The organism is Bacillus sanguinis, assembly GCF_018332475.1.
Classification (GTDB): Bacteria; Bacillota; Bacilli; order Bacillales; family Bacillaceae_G; genus Bacillus_A; species Bacillus_A sanguinis.
The window spans coordinates 20,893-39,621 of sequence record NZ_BOQB01000036.1; the positions used below are offsets into that span (position 1 = coordinate 20,893).

Consider the following 18,729-nt stretch of genomic DNA (forward strand, 5'->3'; position numbering starts at 1 on the left):
AGAAAATCATTCTTCTACCTTCTTGACTTCCACTCGTTTAATTTGATGCATATCCTTTTCAAGAACTTTAAAAGAAAAGCCGGATTTTTCAATAATATCTCCTTCAGCAACGATTTGCTTTTGTACCATAATCCAGCCACCAATTGTATCTACATCATCAGCGATTAAGTGAATGCCAAATAAATCATTCACTTCACTAATAAGTACTTTTCCTTCTACAATTTTACACCCTTCACTTATATGCTCTATAGGCGGGTGTTCATCTTCATCGTATTCATCTCGGATTTCTCCAACAATTTCTTCTAAAATATCTTCCAGTGTAACAATCCCAGCTGTACCACCATATTCATCATATAATACAGCTAATGGAATGTGTTTTCTTTGCATTTGTAATAGTAAATCATGAATTGGAATATTTTCTAACACTTCAATGACTGGTCTTGTATATGGCGTAATCGAACACTCCTCCTCTCGATTACCATCCATATAATGAATAAATAAATCCTTTACATTAACCATCCCAATGATTTCATCTTTATCTTCCCCAAATACAGGATACCTCGTATATTTTTCTTGTGCGATTATTTTAATATGTGTTTCAAATGGTTCGTCCTCATATAAACCTACAACTTCCGTACGAGGTACCATAATTTCCTTTGCGACTCTATTATCGAATTCAAAAATATTATTTACATATTTAAATTCCCTTTGATTAATCTCTCCGCTCTCATAACTCTCTGATAAGATTAATCGTAATTCTTCCTCCGAATGAGCAACTTCATGTTCAGAAGCCGGATGTAATCCAAATAACCCTGTCACAAGCCTTGCAGAACCATTTAAAGCCCAAATAAACGGATACATTACTCGGTAAAAGTAAATAATTGGCTTCGATAATAATAAGCTTACTTGCTCTGCCCTTTGTATAGCGAGCGTCTTCGGAGCAAGTTCACCAATAACAACATGTAAAAACGTAATCACTGCAAAGGCAATAATAAATGAAACTGTACTTGCAATTGCAGGAGATAAATGTAGTTTTAAAAACAACGGCTCGAGTAAATGTTTTATAGTTGGCTCTCCTAACCACCCAAGCCCTAAAGCAGTAATTGTAATACCTAACTGACATGCTGATAAATATTCATCTAAATTCGAAGTTACTTTTTTAGCTGCCAATGCTCCACGTCGTTTTTCACTAACGAGTTGGTCAATACGACTGCTACGCACCTTAATAATTGCAAACTCAACAGCTACAAAAAAACCTGTTAATGCAATAAGGATGGCGACCATCAATAATTTTATAATATCCACATATACCCTTTAGCTTTATTAGCTAAAGTTACACCTCCTTTAAAAAAGAAGTTTCACTTTAGTTTCTTCATTTACACAAAAGCAACCCTATATAAAATTCACCAATTTCAAACCTCATACAATTCTAAAGGTAGCCCATCAGGGTCTTGGAAAAAGACGAATTTTTTTCCGGTTATTTCATCCATACGTATCAATTCAGTCTCAACACCACATTGATTTAAATGTTTCACAGCTTCTTCAATATTTGTAACAGCAAACGCTAAATGTCTAAGACCAGCCGCTTCTGGGAAGCTTGGACGATTAGGCGGACTTGGAAATGAAAATAATTCAATTTGATACTCTTCCCCTACACATAAATCTAACTTATAAGAATCCCGTTCCTTTCTATATACTTCATTTATCGCTTTAAAGCCTAATGTTCGAGTATAAAAATCCTTTGACACTTCATAATTCGAACAAATAATTGCAACATGGTGCACTCTACATATATTCATGCTCTCTCTATTCCTTTCTTTACCAAAGATGCATATTCTCCCTTGAAATGAAAAACATATATAGCAGAATATCTCTTTTAGGGGGCTTACTATGAAATTTATTACTTTTTTCGTGGGACTTATCGTTGTTTTCTTCCTTGCTTATATTGCTAGCAACAATAAGAAACATATTAAATTTAAACCAATTTTCATCATGCTTATTATACAATTGATTTTAACCTATTTATTATTAAATACAGAAATTGGTCTCATACTTATTCGGGTCATTTCCAGTCTGTTTACAAAGCTACTCGAGTATGCTGCTGATGGTATAAACTTCGTATTTGGCGGTCTTGCCAATAAAGGTGAAATGTCATTTTTCCTTACTGTATTATTACCAATTGTCTTCATTTCTGTCTTAATTGGTATATTACAACATTTCAAAATACTACCATTTTTTATTCATTGGATCGGTTACTTCCTGAGCAAAATAAATGGTCTTGGGAAATTAGAATCTTACAACGCTATCGCCTCTGCCATTGTTGGCCAATCAGAAGTTTTTATTACGGTTAAAAAACAATTAGCCCAAATTCCAAAACACCGTCTTTATACACTTTGTGCTTCTGCCATGTCAACCGTATCTATGTCTATCGTAGGTGCCTATATGACAATGATCGAACCTAAATATGTAGTAACCGCACTCGTTCTCAATTTATTTAGTGGTTTTATTATCATACTCATCATTAATCCTTACGATGTTAAAGATAACGAAGATATTTTAGAAATTAAAGGCGAAAAGCAAAGCTTTTTTGAAATGCTTGGAGAATACATTCTAGATGGCTTTCGCGTAGCTATTGTTGTCGGCGCTATGCTCATCGGATTCGTCGCATTAATTAGTTGCATTAATGACCTATTCCTTATTGTTTTTGGAATTACTTTCCAGAAATTAATCGGCTACGTATTTGCGCCTGTTGCATTCCTTATTGGTGTACCAAGTTCTGAAATTGTCACAGCTGGTAGCATTATGGCAACGAAGCTTGTAACGAACGAGTTTGTAGCAATGATGGACCTTAGTAAAATTTCTAATAGCCTTTCTCCTCGTACAGTTGGTATTATTTCTGTTTTCCTCGTCTCTTTTGCCAATTTTTCTTCTATAGGCATTATTTCAGGTGCGGTAAAAGGATTAAACGAAGAACAAGGAAACGTCGTTGCCAGATTTGGCCTTAAATTACTATATGGAGCTACTCTCGTTAGCATTTTATCTGCAATTATCGTAAGCATTATGTTGTAATCAGGTAAAATTTTATCATTTTCTTATCCCTATCTTTTGTATACAATAACGAATAGATGTCTTATAAAGTGAAACTTTAATCAAAGTGTGGCTATTCCCACTCCGATTATTAGTTGAACCAATCAGGTATTTACGGACAGTTATCTCTCACCTAACTTCATTGTATCCACTGGACTTTGAGGCGAGAGTTTTACTGCCCGTTAATACGGGATAAATAATCAAGACATCTATTTTTTATACATGTACAATCGCTTTTATTTAGCGTACAATATTTTTTATGTGTTTGAATGCGCTTCTAGATGTATACACTTTGATAGTTTTAAAGGAGAAAAAATGATGAAATCCGATATGAACAAAGATACTCGAGCCAAAAAAGGACGCTCAAAGAAAAAACGCCTACTTTGGTTCCTTCTTATTCCATTACTGATTATAGCACTAGGAGCAGGAGGCTACTCCTTCCATATATACAGTAAAGCGAAGTCTGTGTTAAGTAATGCCTATTCCGAACTGGGCCGCGGGGATAAATCCAGCAAACGTGAAAAAGCCGTGAAACCTATGACTGACAATATTTCCGTACTTATTATGGGTGTTGATGAAAGTGATATTAGGGACAAAAACTACGGAAAAGCAACTCGTACAGATGCGCTATTACTTGCAACAATTAATAAAAACGATAAATCTGTTAAGCTTGTTAGTATTCCACGTGACTCACGTGTCTACATTAAATCACGTGAGAAATACGATAAAATTACACATGCACACGTATTCGGTGGTGTGGATAGCACAATTGATACCGTAGAGAACTTTTTAGATGTTCCAGTTGACTACTATGTAAAATTCAACTTTAAATCATTTATCAAAATTGTTGATTCCCTTGGTGGTATTACTGTCGATGTTCCAGTTGAGTTTACAGAACAAAATAGTAAAGATGAAGCAGATGCAATTCACCTGAAAAAAGGACGTCAACATTTAAATGGCGAAGAGGCATTGGCGCTAGCTAGAACTCGTCATATCGATAGTGACTATATGCGTGGTCAACGACAACAGCTTGTTTTAGAAGCTATCGCTCAAAAAGCACTATCTCTTAATTCCATTAATAAGATCGGTGGTCTATTAGACGCTGTTGATAAAGACTTAAAAACAAATTTAACTTTTGATGATATGATGACAATTGCCAAAAATTCAATGGATTCCAATTTAAAAATGGACAAAATGCAAGTTGAAGGTACTGATAAATATATAAGTGGTATTTATTATTACGTTCCAAACGAAAAAAGCGTCAATAATATTTCGATAACACTACAAGAACATCTCGGTGTTACGAATAAAAATGAACATAAAAAATTATAATAAAAAGGCTGCTAGATCTTTCTAGACAGCCTTTTTGTTATAATTTTCAACATATTTCTCGTACATATTGTGACAAAAAGAGACAATTATTACACCAGTGTAACATTTTTTATAAAAACATTACACGCATAGTGAAAATAATAGTATACTAGTACGTACATAATGTTATTTTCATCATTTTTATACAAAAAATGTAATACATATATTTATACAAAAATTTCTGGGGGGAAATAAATGAAGCTAAGTAAAATACTGATCGGTTCTGCAATTACTGGAGGCATATTACTTTGTGTAGGCGGTGTTAGCGGATATCAATATGTATCCAAACTAAATAATCAATTAGATACTACTGCATTACCAAATACTACATTTGAAGGTATTTCTCTCGGTGGAAAAAATAAAAAAGATATTCAAGCTATTATTAATCAAAAAACAACTGAATTAGACCAAAAATCTCTTACTTACATATTCCAAAATGATAAGCAAACTTACACATGGAAAGATTTAGGGGTAAATTATAAAGAAAAAGATATTATCGACAAGATTTTTAAAGAACAAGAAGGCAACGCAATGAATCGTTACAAAATGCGAAAGCAAGCTGAAAACGGTGAATTAAAACGTGACTACAAATTAACACCTCAATTAAATACAACTACCTATGAAAGCTTTATGAAGGATAAATATAATGAAACATTAAAAAATCCTGTTAATGCTGAATTAAGTATTGAAGGCACTACAGTAAATATTAGCCAAAGTCAAAATGGAGAAAAGATCGATAAAGGAAAGTTAAGTGATTTAACGAAACAGGCAATTAATTCTGGCACATCTGATGTTACATTACCAGTTACGCTATTAAAACCTGAACGTTCTACAGAAGATATACAGAAAATGGGGATTAAAGAAGTAATCGCTGAATATTCGACTCCAATGGCTGGTCGTAATGGAAATCAATCCTTTAACGTAAATAAGTCAGCTAATACTTTAAGTGGAGTTATTGTCGCACCTGATGAAACATTTAGTTTTAATGGCCGCGTCGGTGTAACGGATGCTGCTCATGGTTATAAATCCGCTGCTGTATTTTCACAAGGTAAAGTTATACAAAGTGCAGGCGGAGGCGTTTGCCAAGTTAGTAGTACTTTATATAGCGCAGCTTTAAGAGCAGATTTAGGAATTGTTTCTCGAAGCAATCATTCTATGCCAGTAAATTATTTACCACTTGGGCAAGATGCAGCAGTGGCAGATTATGGTCCGGATTTGAAATTTAAAAACAATACAGGCAATCATATTTATATTCAAGCTTTTTCAAATGGAGGTAGTATTACTACACGCATCTTCGGTACAAATACTGGTAAAAATGTTGAAGTTTCTTCTCAAGTAATTAGTAGAACTGGTGATAAAATAACAGCGGTTACGTATAAAAAAGTAACACAAAACGGTGAAGTAATATCGAATGGGCAAATTTCAAAAAGCGTATATAAAAGTGCTCCAACACAATAAAAAACTATCAAATGGATAAATTGTAAAAATAAAAAAGGCGTGATCTACTCACGCCTTTTTCTTTTGCAATAATATTAAAAAGGTTGCAAGATGGTCTTTCGTTTCTTCTAACGACCACATGCGATTTCCTTGCTTCGCAGCTAATACGCACGCCTCTTCCCAAGCATCCTTTTTCTTCATATATAATAATTCATCGCGTAATTTCAAAACAATTTCTTCGTCTTCTTGCTCTATAAACTCTTCCATCACACCTACTATTTCATCTTCATGAACACTTAACGTACAGTACGATTTAAGAAAGTATTGTAATGTTGTATACATATGTACTCCCCTTTCTTATTTGTCAGATGGATAAGAAGTAATGATCTTATATCCTAAATCCCCTGACTTATCTCTCGCTAAAACCGTAACAGTTTTTACTAACTTGTCTTTTACATTCATATTTTTCTTTATTACCGTTTTTCCAACCGGGAATGAATGAGTTGTATTTAATACGAGACGAGCCTCTTTAGAATTTTCCAACCAACCTTGAATTTCCTTATCATGCTGCTTCAAACTATCTTTTACAGCTTTCGTCGCCGTTTCCTTATCATAGTATGTACTTGCCGCTGATACTTTATCTGTCTTCAAGCGATTCTTCAAATCCTCTTCTGATTTTCCTACATGTCTTTCAATCGTATGACCATTTTTAGGTGGTCCTTCCATTTCATCTAAAATATTATCACTAATTTTTTCTACTGATGTCGATTGATTCCCTGTTTGTTTCTCTGTTTTTTGTTCTTTTCCTGCACATCCACTTAAGATCAGCATTAGTGCCAATAAACTACTCAAGAAAAGACTACTTATTCGTTTCATCATATCACCTCTTTCATGATTATTATCGTAACTTACCTAAAAGTCAATTTCACAACGAAAAAACATACACATTTTTTAAATTCCTCACCTATTTTGCCATATTATCACCCGATTTTCATAAAATCGATATTTTATCCCCTTTCATAAATATACCCCTATGTTTTTCTGATTATTTCCTGAGTTAAACCACCCCTGAAACCACTGAATAAACCCTATATTTAAAGGGTTTATTCAGTGGTTTATTGAAAAGTAAAATATACCCCTTGTCTCATATACCTAATACCCTTATACGGTATATAGACGGTGTTTTATCTACGTTTTCTACATTATGTAAATTTGCACTTGCCTATACAATGGAAATATGGTGTAATGCAAAAAAAGATAAAGGATTTTAAACAATGGCTGAAACAATTCAAAACTTCTTAACAGAATATTATTCAATTGCAATTCCACTTAGTATCTTAATTAACATCGTCATTAGTCTTTTAGGTATTATCCCTAGTATTTTTTTAACCGCTATTAACATACAGCTCTTTGGCGTAACGAACGGAACCATTATTTCGATCACAGGTGAGGCCTTAGGGGCTATTATCTCGTTTTATATTTATCGTATAGGCCTTCAAAAGTTCACTCACGATAAAGTAAATAAGTACCCAACGGTAGAGCGTCTTCTTTATGTACAAGGTAGAGAGGCCTTTCTACTCGTTCTATCGTTTCGATTCATACCTTTCATCCCATCAAGTATCGTTACTTTATTTGCCGCTCTAGGTAAAATGTCATTACTCTCTTTCAGTATTGCCAGTACAATAGGTAAAATACCGGCTTTGCTAATCGAAGTATATTCGGCTTACCATGTCATGAATGGAACGAATGAAGCGAAGTGGATTGTAACAATCGCAGGGTGTGTTGGATTGTTTTATTTGTGGAAGAGATGGAGAAAAAAATAAAGAAGGAGCCTATGCTCCTTCTTTATTTTTGAGATATTTTATTAATAATAGTCTCTTAAATCCTTAGTTTACACCAACAGCACTATATGATTGCTTCACTGCTGCTACTTCTGCAGAATTAGCACCATATAAATCAGCTGCAGCTTGTACTAAACCAGCACGAGCTTGACTAAACGTAGTAGATTGAGTGAAATATTGCGTGTTTGCACGGTAATAAATCGCTCCTACCTTATCTTTACCAATACCACTTACAGTAACACCGTAATGTGTACCACCATTCGCTAATAAATAAGCTGCTTTGTTAATAATACCGCTATTCGTATGAACGCCGCCGTTATCACCAGTGCCTGTGTAACGCTTAGAATAATGATCTGGATCACCATATTTTGTTGGGTCACTCATAGAGCGAAGTGCATCTCCAGCTTTACCAGGCGTGTAAATATCTTCACCAATTTCCCAATCAGGGTTACGGTTATCATAATACTCTACTAATGTACCAAATACATCTGAGATAGCTTCATTTAATGCTCCTGATTCATTTTGATAAATTAAATCTGAGCTATATTCCGTAACAGCATGCGTTAATTCATGGCCAATTACATCAATTCCACCAGACAATGAAGTGAATGTTACACCATCACCATCTCCGTATACCATTTGAGAGCCATTCCAGAACGCATTATTATATCTACTTCCATAATGAACTGTTGATTTTAATGGTGCTCCTGCATCATTAATAGAGTTTCGATTAAATGTAGCTTTATAGTAATCATATGTTCTACCAGCATAGTAGTGAGCATCTACTGCCGCTGCATCATACGCTGCATTGAAAACATTATCCGCATCTACCCATAACGTTCCTGGTAATGTTGAGCGGTTTTTCGCATCATATGTGAAAATCGTTGCTCCGCGCGTATTATCTTGTAAGTAGTAAGATGAGCCAGATAGTGTTGTATTAAGCGACTTCGTATCTCCTAATACACCTTTACCAGTTCCTACTTTATTTGTTCCTGTTACAGTTGGCTTTGCTTCCTGTTTAGGTGCCTCTTGCTTAACTGGTGATTTATCTTCATTTGCTACATGATCAAGTTTATTATATTTATTTAATACTTTACCGCTGTCTGCTTCAATGAAATAGTAGTAGTTTCCTGGGCTTGGCTCTAAGAAGTTTAGATTTACAACGTATGCATATGTTGTTTCTTCACCATTTTGATATACATATAAGTCCGCTTTTGGTTCTACCTCATATTTCGGTGTAACACCTAAATCTTTTTGCGCAATTTCAATTGCTTTTGCGCCTTCAATCTTATTTTTATTTTTCAACTTTTCTTTTTTGTCTAAATCAGGTGCAACTGTTCCAGACAATACTTTTAAAGAACCATCTTTACTTACGTGAGCTACTTGCGTAGAACCCCATACAGGTACTCCTTCGTAAACTTGTTGCAAACGTAATACTGTTGAATCAGTTACAGCATCTTTCTTCGCTTGTTTCACTTTGAAAGAATCTTGCGCACTCTTTTCCCCTAACTTATAATCACCTTTTGCTGCATTTAAGTAATCAAACACAACAGATTCTGCTTTCTTACCAGTTGCTTCAGTTAAATCCCCAGAAACAAACTCCGGTGACTGCACCGTCTCATTATACTTCTTCGTAGAGAGCACATTTTTAGAATCTGCAAATGCAGAGCCTGTCCCTCCAAACGTTGTAACTGCCATTCCTGTCGCTAACACTAACGCTAAACTTTTCTTTTTCATGAACCTTCCCCCTAATAAAAAATTTTTTTGAAAAAGAGTAGTTTCATATTAGCATTATGTTTCCACTATTAATATACTAAAAATTCAATTAATTTTTTTCTCAAGTTTTGTAGAATTTTGAGGAACAAATATTGAAAAACCCCTTTCCGATTGGAAAGGGGTTTTTATTAAGAATTTATTACTTCTATTACTTCTTTAGCTTGACCATACATATCTCCAGTCCAAGCATATTGAGGTTCTAATACTACTAATATAGCCACTAATGCTAATGCACCAAAAATCATTTTTTTCATATTCATCTTCCTCCCTTTTCTTCTAATAAATTAATAGTTAGTCTATAATATCGATTACTTTCCTGGAATTCTAATACTTCCTCATGATATTTTGCTAATTCTAAATATACCTTTTTTAAATCTTTTTTATTTTCCTCTTGCTTAAAAAATGTTAAAGCTTCTGTTTCTAAAAACTTTTTATACACCCCCTTCTCTTCAAAATATTTATATTGAAGTATTAAAAGTGTATATAACATACTTTTATACTTCTCATCTCTTTTCGCAACTTCTATCCCTTTATTAATCCACTCTTTTACTTCTTCAAATTCCTTCAATTCAATACATTGCAATGCAATCTCATATACAGCATCAATGTAATCTAAATCTTCTTCCTTCTTGTATTGTAAACATTGTAAATAATACTCTTTCGCTTTTGCATAATCCTTTAAATGGTAATGTAAATACCCCATGTTATTTAGAGCAATCGCTGTTATGTTATCTTTATCCGCAAAAGAATTAGCCTCTCTTAAAATATTTCTATAAATCCCCAAAGCCTCGTTATATTGTTTTTTCTGTATATAACTTAACCCTATCAATAACTGGCAATTAATCACATGACGAAATTTATATTCATTCTTAAAGCCTTCCATAGCTAAATGAGCAAAATGTAAAGCCATATGTTCTATTTCTAATTCATTATAAACGAGAGCTAAATTATAATAGATTCCAGTTTCATAATAGCCTTGTTCTTTCGCCATCACTTCAGTTTGAACTAAATAATCTAAGGCCGTTTTATATTTATGCTGTAAAAAATAATATAGACCTTTACTATACGTATATAATAGTTTCTGAAATGGCGAATACTTTTTGTACATCTTTTTTAATCTCTCTAATTCTTCTTCAACAGCAGGAAAATCTCGTTTCATAATTAAATAACGAGTATAAAGCAGTTTATAATAATTTATAATTTCAAAATCCAAAACATGCTTCACTTCACCTTGCAACTCTTCATATATGCGTTCTACTTGTGGCTTGTCCAAATGAACTAATGCATTTAACCAGTCATCCAGCTTCCCCTTCACATCTTCTTCTACATCTCTCAAATCCGTCACGGCAATTTCTAATCTTGCGCAGAGCAATTGTAGAATTTCTTCTGATGCTTCGATCTTTCCGTTTTCGATTTTACTTAAGTATGAGACAGAACAAATGCCCTGACATAATTCTTCTTGTGTCATTTTTTGCTGTAGCCGTTTATAAAAGACTTGTTTGCCTATTTTTTCTAATGTTTGTTGCATTGTCCTCCTCCATTCTCATTACCCCCATTACTCTAATAATACATAAAATCTTGAGAAATATAAATTGATAAATGTTAATTTTCTAAAAAATATGCAATATTTCATTTTTTTACCTCTTGACTATACTTTCATATCCATTCTTTGCTACGAGCGATGAAAAATTGGTATACTATAACCAAATTATGGAGGTGTTTTCGCGATGACTTATTATAAAGACGATAGCTATGCCTTACATACAGATTTATATCAAATTAATATGGCTTATACATATTGGAAAGATGGTATTCATAATCGCCGCTCGGTGTTTGATTTATACTTTCGAAAGCTTCCATTCGAGAACGGTTATGCTGTTTTTGCTGGCCTTGAAAAGATTGTAGAGTACATAGAAAACTTCAGTTTTACGGAAAGCGATATCGCTTATTTAGCAGAATTACAATTCGAAGAAGAATTCCTTCAGTATTTACAAAATATGAAATTTACCGGGACGGTTCGAAGTATGCAAGAAGGTGAAGTTGTATTTAATAACGAGCCTTTATTACGTGTTGATGCACCGCTCGGCGAAGCACAAATTATTGAAACTGCCCTGTTAAACATTGTGAATTACCAAACATTAATTGCAACAAAAGCTACTCGTATGAAGCACGCTGCAAATAATGACGAACTTTTAGAATTCGGTACAAGACGTGCTCACGAGTTCGATGCTGCTCTTTGGGGCACACGCGCTGCCTTTATTGGTGGTTTCTCATCTACGAGTAACGTACGGGCCGGGAAGCGCTTCGGAATACCCGTAGCCGGCACACACGCTCACTCTTTCGTTCAAGCGTATCGCGACGAATATGTCGCGTTTAAGAAATACGCTGAAACTCATAAAAAATGCGTCTTCCTCGTTGATACATACGACACTTTAAAATCAGGTGTTCCAAATGCGATTCGCGTCGCGAAAGAGTTTGGAGATCGTATCGATTTTTACGGCATTCGCCTTGATAGTGGTGATATGGCTTATTTATCTAAAAAGGCAAGAAAACTATTAGATGAGGCTGGATTTACACATACAAAAATTATTGCTTCTAGCGATTTAGATGAGTACACAATTATGCACTTGAAATCTCAAGGCGCAAAAATTGATGTATGGGGCGTTGGAACAAAATTAATTACATCCTTTGAACAACCAGCGTTAGGGGCTGTGTATAAGCTAGTTGCGATTGAAGATACTGATGGAAAATTAAATGATACAATTAAAATTTCATCTAATCCTGAAAAAATTACCACTCCAGGACTGAAACGAATTTATCGCATTATCAATCGAGTTAACAATCATGCAGAAGGTGATTATATTGCATTAGATTCTGAAGATCCAGGAAAAGAAGAACGTTTAAAAATGTTTCATCCTGTTCACACGTATATAAGCAAATTTGTAACAAACTTTGAAGCTCGCGAACTGCATAAAGACATTTTCGTTAACGGTGAAAGAACATATGAACTACCAGACATATTAGATATTCAAAAATACAATGAACAGAGTCTCGCACTATTTTGGGAAGAGTATATGAGAACTTTAAATCCCGAAGAGTACCCTGTCGACTTAAGTCAAGAATGCTGGGATCATAAAATGAATTACATTCAAACTGTTCGAGAACAAGTTGAAAAAAACATACAAAAGTAAACAGAGAAGTTTCTCCTTCTCTGTTTTTTTCAATACTATATGGATATTTGTAAAAAATATATTAAAATAATAAGATGAATGTTTTTTATTTGTAAATTTTAATATTATACTATTCAAAAATAAAATAATATTTGATATTATTTTATTGAATCAATTTCAACAAAATCACTAATAAAAAAGAGGACGCAGGTTGCGTCCTCTTTTTTATAAATCCTTCACTCGTAATACACGCATTGCATTTAACACTGCAAGTAGTGTCACACCAACATCTGAGAAGACAGCTTCCCACATTGTTGCAATACCAAACGCACCAAGTAATAAAACTAATCCTTTTACACCTAATGCAAAGATGATATTCTGCCATACAATGCGTCGTGTGCGTTTTGCAATGTTTAAGGCTGTTGCAATTTTTGAAGGCTCATCAGTCATAATAACAATGTCTGCCGCCTCAATCGCTGCATCTGATCCTAAACCACCCATCGCAATACCAACATCTGCTCTTGCTAATACCGGTGTGTCATTAATACCATCACCAACGAAAGCAACTTTTTCTTTTCCGTGCTTCGCCGCATCAATTTTTTCAATCTCTTCTACTTTTTGTTGCGGTAATAGTTCTGCGTGAACTTCATCTAAACCTAATTCTTTACCAACAGCTTCACCGACTAGCTTTGCATCACCAGTTAACATGACCGTCTTCTTAATACCTAGTTCTTTTAATTTTTGAATTGCTTGTTTTGAATCTTCTTTTACCTCATCAGAGATAACAATATAACCTGCATATTCCCCATCTACAGCAACATGAACTAATGTACCTACCGTTTCTGGTTGCTTAAATGTAATGTTTTCTTTTCTCATTAATTTAGCATTACCTGCAAAAATTTTTTTTCCTTGTACTTTGACGACTGTACCGTGACCAGAAATTTCGTTATAATCATCGATTATTTTTTCATCAATTGATTCTCCATATGCCTTTCTAATCGATTGTGCAATTGGATGGTTAGAATACACTTCAGCAAATGCTGCATACTCTAATAATTCTTCATTTGTAATACCTTCGCTTGGTTCCATTTTTGTAACTTTGAAGACACCTTTTGTTAATGTTCCTGTTTTATCAAAAACAATATATTTTACATCATTTAAAGCTTCTAAATAGTTACTTCCTTTTATTAACACACCGCTTTTAGATGCACCACCAATTCCTCCAAAGAATCCAAGAGGTATAGATACAACTAACGCACATGGACAAGAGATTACTAAGAACACTAAAGCTCTATAAATCCATTCTGAGAATGTAGCTCCTTCTAAAATAAGTGGTGGAATAAACGCCATAATCGCTGCTGTAATAACTACAACTGGGGTGTAGTAACGCGCGAACTTCGTAATAAAGTTTTCTGTTGGCGCTTTTTTACTGCTTGCATTTTGAACTAAATCTAAAATTTTTGATACAGTTGATTCACCAAATTCTTTTGTAACTTCAATTGTTAATACACCATTTTGGTTCACAAAACCACTTAATACATCATTTCCAACTTCAACTTCACGTGGTACAGATTCACCAGTCAATGCTGAAGTATCTACCATTGATGTTCCTTCAACTACTTTTCCGTCTAATGGTACTTTCTCACCAGGCTTCACAATAATATAATCGCCGATTTGTACATCTTCTGGTGATACTTGTTTTGTTTCATTTCCAACCTTCACATTCGCGTAATCAGGACGGATATCCATTAATGAAGTAATTGATTTTCGAGAACGGTTTACCGCAATACTTTGGAATAGTTCCCCTACTTGATAGAATAGCATTACCGCAACAGCTTCTGAATATTGTTGAATCGCGAAAGCTCCTAGTGTTGCGATTGCCATTAAGAAGTTCTCATCGAAGACTTGGCCACGAGTTATGTTTCTTACCGCTCTCCAAACGATATCTCCACCTATTAATAAATATGCAAGGACGAATAGCGTAATTGTTATCATTTGTGGTAAGCCAGCTAATGCAGCAATTGCTGTCAAAATTCCGCCGACCACTAATCGTCCTACCATCTTTTTCACATTTGCTTCACCATGGTCGTGACTATGTCCGTGGTCATGACCACCTTTTTCTTCACGAACAACTTTCACATCGGGTTCTAACTTTTGTACGATATTTGTTATATTTGCTACAGTTGCTTCTAATTCTCTTTTATTCGCAACTTCAACTCTTAATTTCTTTGATACGAAATCAACAGTTGCTGCTGAAACAGTGGGCATTTCTTTCACTTTATTTTCAATCTTCATCGCACAGTTCGCACAATCTAAACCTTCTAATATAAATACTTCTTTTGCAACTTTATTTTTTTGTTCTTCTTGTACTTTAATGTGCGGTTCTAATTTTGTAACGAGTTGTTTTGCTTCTGTAACAATTTCACTTTCTTTATTTTGTGCCGTTTCTAAAACCATTGTTTTTGTCGCGAAATTTACAGAGCAAGAGTTTACTCCTTCTATATTCCCAACGCCTTTTTCAATTTTCATTGCACAGTTCGCACAATCTAAACCTTCTAACACCAGTTTCTTTTTCACTAATGCTTCAGCCATCGTTCTCCCTCCTCACGTTCTTTTTTATTCTTCCTCATTTACGTGTTCAAACGCTTGCTCGAAGATATGAATTACGTGCTGGTCAGCTAACGAATAATAAACGACCTTTCCTTCTTTACGATTCTTTACCAGCTTCGCTTGCTTTAATACACGAAGCTGATGTGAAATAGATGATTGTGTCATTCCTAATAAATAAGCTAAATCACAAACGCACATTTCAGCTTCAAATAATGCATGTAATATTCTCGTCCGTGTACGATCTCCTAATACTTTAAATAATTCTGCTACTTTACTTAAACTTTCATCAGTTGGAATTGTTTGTTTTACTTGATCAACAACTTCTTCATGAATTATCGTTTGAGAACATGTCTCTTGTGGTGTTTCTACTTTATTTCCAGCCATTATAGCTCACCTCTTCATTTGAACATATGAACAATCATTCATATATCTTATACTCTTATTATATGAGCGTCTATTCATATGTGTCAATGAAATCTGAAATATTTTTCATGAACATTCCGTTCACATTTAAAAAAGATCTATCCATATTTTCCGCATCCATTACATTCTCATACAAGAAAAGATGTACATTTTGCACAAAAGAAAAAAGCCTTGCGCGTTCCCTAGACGCACAAGGCTTACTTATACTTATATCCCTTTTAATTAGCTGTTAATTAGCTTGTTCTAAATTATCCTGCGAACTTCCATCGTCTTTTAAATGACTATGTTTTTTCGAATAAACAAAGTATACAACTACTCCAATTGCTAACCAAACACCGAAGTAGATCCATGTTGTTAATGGTAGGTTAAACATTAAGAATAGACAACATGCGATTGAAATAATAGGTAGCGTTGGTACAAGCGGTACCACAAAGCCACGTTGTAAATTCGGATGTGTTTTACGAAGAATAATAACCGTCACACCAACCATCGCAAATGTTAACAATGCTCCAATATTCGCTAAATTCGACAATTCTTTTAAATCGACAAATCCAGCAATTAAAGCACTACCAATACCTGTTAACCAAGTTGAGAATACTGGCGCTTCTGTTTTCTTATTAATTTTCGCAAATGATTTTGGTAATAAACCATCACGGCTCATCGCGAAGAATACACGTGTTGTTGCATAAATGTAAGCAAAGATTACAGCCATAATACCAATTACAGCTCCAACTGCGATTACACCTGCTACTTTATCTTGTCCTACAACTTCTAACACATATGCCATAGCTTCTGGTACATCTAATTCTTTATAAGAAACCATACCTGTCATAACAAGACAAACTACAACATAAATGATTGTACAAATAATTAACGAAGCAATAATACCAATCGGTAAATCACGTTGTGGATTTTTTACTTCTTCAGCAGAAGTTGCTAATGCATCAAATCCTAAGAAAGCAAAGAATACTGCTGCCCCTCCGGCAAAGACTCCACTAACACCGTATGGCATAAATGGTGTCCAGTTTTCTGGTTGTACGTAAAACGCACCAACTGCAATGAATAAAACAACAATACCAATTTTAATTAATACCATTATGTTATTCACACGCTTACTTTCTTTCGTACCTCTTGATAGTAACCAAGTTAAAACTAATGTAATGATGATTGCTGGTAAATTCACGATACCACCTTGTGATGGAATCTTTAACAACTCTGTCGGAATTTCTAATCCAAATCCACTCACTAAGTTATTGAAATAACCTGTCCATCCACCAGCTACTGCGGCAGTTGTTACGACATATACGGATAGTAATGTCCATCCCATTAAGTGGGCAATAAACTCACCAATTGTCGCATATGAATATGTGTACACACTACCTGAAACCGGCAGTGTAGATGCAACTTCTGCATAACATAACGCTGCAAATCCACAAACAATCGCTGCAATCATGAATGAAAAAATAACTGCTGGACCAGCATCTCTTGCTGCTACTAATCCTGTTAATACTAGAACTCCTGTACCGATTATCGCACCAATCCCTAGCATTGTTAGGTCAAATGCCCCTAGCGTTTTCGTTAAAGTTTTACTTTTACTTTCCCCTAACAATTGCGTAACGGATTTCTTTTTAAATAGGTTGGCCACGATGTATGCCCCCTTTTGCCAAGAAGAGCTAAGAGATATTCACTCTTAGCTCTTATCATGTTGGTTTATATATTGTTCGATTTTGTTTTGTATAATGCTTCTATTAGCAAGATACTGTTTCTGCTTCTAATAATTCTTTAGCACCTTTGTACTCTACACCGTGAGCTTCTGCAACTGCTTCGAATGTTACATAGCCATCTAATGTATTAATACCTTTTAGTAATGCAGAGTTGCCTAGGCAAGCTTCCTTGTAGCCTTTGTTAGCAATTTGTACTGCATATGGTACTGTTACGTTTGTTAATGCAAGAGTTGATGTACGTGGAACCGCACCTGGCATGTTTGCAACTGCATAATGAACAACGCCGTGTTTTTCGTAAGTTGGGTTATCATGAGTTGTAATACGGTCAGTTGTTTCGAAAATACCACCTTGGTCAATCGCGATATCTACAACAACAGAACCTGGTTCCATTGATTGAATCATTTCTTCTGTTACAAGTTTTGGCGCTTTTGCACCTGGGATTAATACTGCACCGATTACAAGATCAGACTCTTTTACAGCTTCTGCAATATTGTAAGGATTAGACATTAAAGTTTTTACTTGGTTTCCGAAAATGTCATCTAATTGACGAAGACGTTCTGCACTTAAGTCGATGATTGTTACATCCGCACCTAGTCCAACTGCAATTTTAGCAGCATTTGTACCAGCTTGTCCACCACCGATGATTGTTACTTTACCACGTTTAACCCCTGGAACACCTGCAAGTAAGATACCTTTACCGCCTTTGTTTTTCTCAAGGAATTGTGCACCAATTTGTGCAGCCATACGACCAGCTACTTCACTCATAGGTGCAAGTAATGGTAGAGAACGGTTTTCTAATTGTACTGTTTCATATGCAATCGCAACAACTTTCTTCTCGATTAACGCTTTTGTTAATTCTGGTTCTGGAGCTAAGTGTAAGTATGTGAATAAGATCAAACCTTCGCTGAAGTGTTTGTATTCGCTTTCAATTGGTTCCTTAACTTTCATAACCATTTCCATGTTCCAAGCTTCTTCAGCTGTATCAACGATTTTTGCTCCCGCTTCAACATACTGAGCATCTGTGAAACCAGATCCTAAACCTGCACCCTTTTGAATGAATACTTCGTGATTGTTACGAATTAAATGTACAACACCTGCTGGTGTCATTGCCACACGGTTTTCGTTGTTTTTAATTTCTGCTGGTACCCCAATACGCATAATGAAATGCCCCCTTATAATTAACAGAAAAAAGAAAGTCTTTTTTCTTTTTGTAATAATTAATAACTTATGTCCTTATTCTAGCATAACTTAAAAGTTATGAAAACGCTAACATATCATTTTTTTAAAGTT

General features: G+C 34.8%; 16 protein-coding genes. 5 read left to right on the plus strand and 11 right to left on the minus strand.

From position 1 onward, the window contains the following. Positions 1–6: 6 nt before the first annotated feature. Both KI369_RS05475 and gloA2 read right to left on the minus strand, forming a co-directional pair. Positions 7–1,305, minus strand: a complete 1,299-nt coding sequence (locus tag KI369_RS05475) for a hemolysin family protein (protein ID WP_212955301.1) — start codon at positions 1,303–1,305, stop codon at positions 7–9. A 107-nt stretch (positions 1,306–1,412) separates the two neighbouring features. Next, positions 1,413–1,799 carry an SMU1112c/YaeR family gloxylase I-like metalloprotein gene (gene gloA2, locus KI369_RS05480; RefSeq protein ID WP_212955302.1) on the minus strand — a complete coding sequence of 129 codons (387 nt, stop codon included), beginning with the start codon at positions 1,797–1,799 and terminating at the stop codon, positions 1,413–1,415. Between the two features lie 91 nt (positions 1,800–1,890). On the opposite strand from gloA2, the gene KI369_RS05485 reads away from it, so the two are divergent. From KI369_RS05485 to KI369_RS05495, 3 genes are all read left to right on the plus strand, one after another. Further along, on the plus strand, positions 1,891–3,069 hold the full coding sequence (locus KI369_RS05485) for a NupC/NupG family nucleoside CNT transporter (protein ID WP_212955303.1): 1,179 nt from the start codon (positions 1,891–1,893) through the stop codon (positions 3,067–3,069). A 333-nt stretch (positions 3,070–3,402) separates the two neighbouring features. Beyond that, entirely contained in the window at positions 3,403–4,419 is a 1,017-nt protein-coding gene (locus tag KI369_RS05490) for an LCP family protein (protein ID WP_306467435.1), read from the plus strand. A gap of 234 nt (positions 4,420–4,653) precedes the next feature. Beyond that, positions 4,654–5,916, plus strand: a complete 1,263-nt coding sequence (locus tag KI369_RS05495; protein ID WP_212955305.1) for a VanW family protein — start codon at positions 4,654–4,656, stop codon at positions 5,914–5,916. Positions 5,917–5,964: 48 nt separating this feature from the next. Here KI369_RS05495 and KI369_RS05500 read toward each other — a convergent pair whose 3' ends face one another. Together KI369_RS05500 and KI369_RS05505 are read right to left on the minus strand one after the other, a co-directional pair. Next, a complete protein-coding gene (locus KI369_RS05500) occupies positions 5,965–6,237 on the minus strand; it encodes a hypothetical protein (RefSeq protein ID WP_144615722.1) in 273 nt (90 codons plus the stop codon). A gap of 15 nt (positions 6,238–6,252) precedes the next feature. Beyond that, positions 6,253–6,771: an RNase A-like domain-containing lipoprotein gene (locus KI369_RS05505; RefSeq protein ID WP_212955306.1), complete on the minus strand. Its 519-nt coding sequence runs from the start codon at positions 6,769–6,771 to the stop codon at positions 6,253–6,255. Between the two features lie 398 nt (positions 6,772–7,169). On the opposite strand from KI369_RS05505, the gene KI369_RS05510 reads away from it, so the two are divergent. Continuing rightward, the gene (locus KI369_RS05510; RefSeq protein ID WP_212955307.1) at positions 7,170–7,718 is read left to right on the plus strand and encodes a TVP38/TMEM64 family protein; all 549 of its coding nucleotides are present in this window, start codon (positions 7,170–7,172) and stop codon (positions 7,716–7,718) included. Between the two features lie 63 nt (positions 7,719–7,781). Here the strand turns inward: KI369_RS05510 and KI369_RS05515 are convergent, their stop codons facing one another. From KI369_RS05515 to KI369_RS05525, 3 genes are all read right to left on the minus strand, one after another. After that, complete coding sequence (locus tag KI369_RS05515; protein WP_212955308.1) at positions 7,782–9,473, minus strand: M4 family metallopeptidase; 1,692 nt, start codon at positions 9,471–9,473, stop codon at positions 7,782–7,784. A 167-nt stretch (positions 9,474–9,640) separates the two neighbouring features. Then, complete coding sequence (locus tag KI369_RS05520; protein ID WP_000738188.1) at positions 9,641–9,766, minus strand: NprX family peptide pheromone; 126 nt, start codon at positions 9,764–9,766, stop codon at positions 9,641–9,643. Between the two features lie 2 nt (positions 9,767–9,768). After that, positions 9,769–11,040, minus strand: a complete 1,272-nt coding sequence (locus KI369_RS05525) for a helix-turn-helix transcriptional regulator (RefSeq protein WP_212955309.1) — start codon at positions 11,038–11,040, stop codon at positions 9,769–9,771. 199 nt (positions 11,041–11,239) lie between these two features. Here KI369_RS05525 and KI369_RS05530 point away from each other — a divergent pair, with 199 nt between their 5' ends. Continuing rightward, positions 11,240–12,703, plus strand: coding sequence for a nicotinate phosphoribosyltransferase (locus tag KI369_RS05530; protein WP_212955310.1), 1,464 nt, complete (start codon positions 11,240–11,242; stop codon positions 12,701–12,703). A gap of 204 nt (positions 12,704–12,907) precedes the next feature. Here KI369_RS05530 and KI369_RS05535 read toward each other — a convergent pair whose 3' ends face one another. The 4 genes from KI369_RS05535 to ald all read right to left on the minus strand — a co-directional run bounded on the left by KI369_RS05535 (position 12,908) and on the right by ald (position 18,597). Beyond that, the gene (locus KI369_RS05535) at positions 12,908–15,274 is read right to left on the minus strand and encodes a heavy metal translocating P-type ATPase (protein WP_212955311.1); all 2,367 of its coding nucleotides are present in this window, start codon (positions 15,272–15,274) and stop codon (positions 12,908–12,910) included. 24 nt (positions 15,275–15,298) lie between these two features. Continuing rightward, complete coding sequence (locus tag KI369_RS05540) at positions 15,299–15,676, minus strand: ArsR/SmtB family transcription factor (protein WP_000918377.1); 378 nt, start codon at positions 15,674–15,676, stop codon at positions 15,299–15,301. Between the two features lie 268 nt (positions 15,677–15,944). Next, positions 15,945–17,360 (minus strand): amino acid permease, encoded by a 1,416-nt coding sequence (locus tag KI369_RS05545; protein WP_212955312.1) that lies wholly within the window; start codon positions 17,358–17,360, stop codon positions 15,945–15,947. A 103-nt stretch (positions 17,361–17,463) separates the two neighbouring features. Continuing rightward, positions 17,464–18,597 carry an alanine dehydrogenase gene (gene ald, locus KI369_RS05550; protein ID WP_088083212.1) on the minus strand — a complete coding sequence of 378 codons (1,134 nt, stop codon included), beginning with the start codon at positions 18,595–18,597 and terminating at the stop codon, positions 17,464–17,466. Positions 18,598–18,729: the final 132 nt, after the last annotated feature.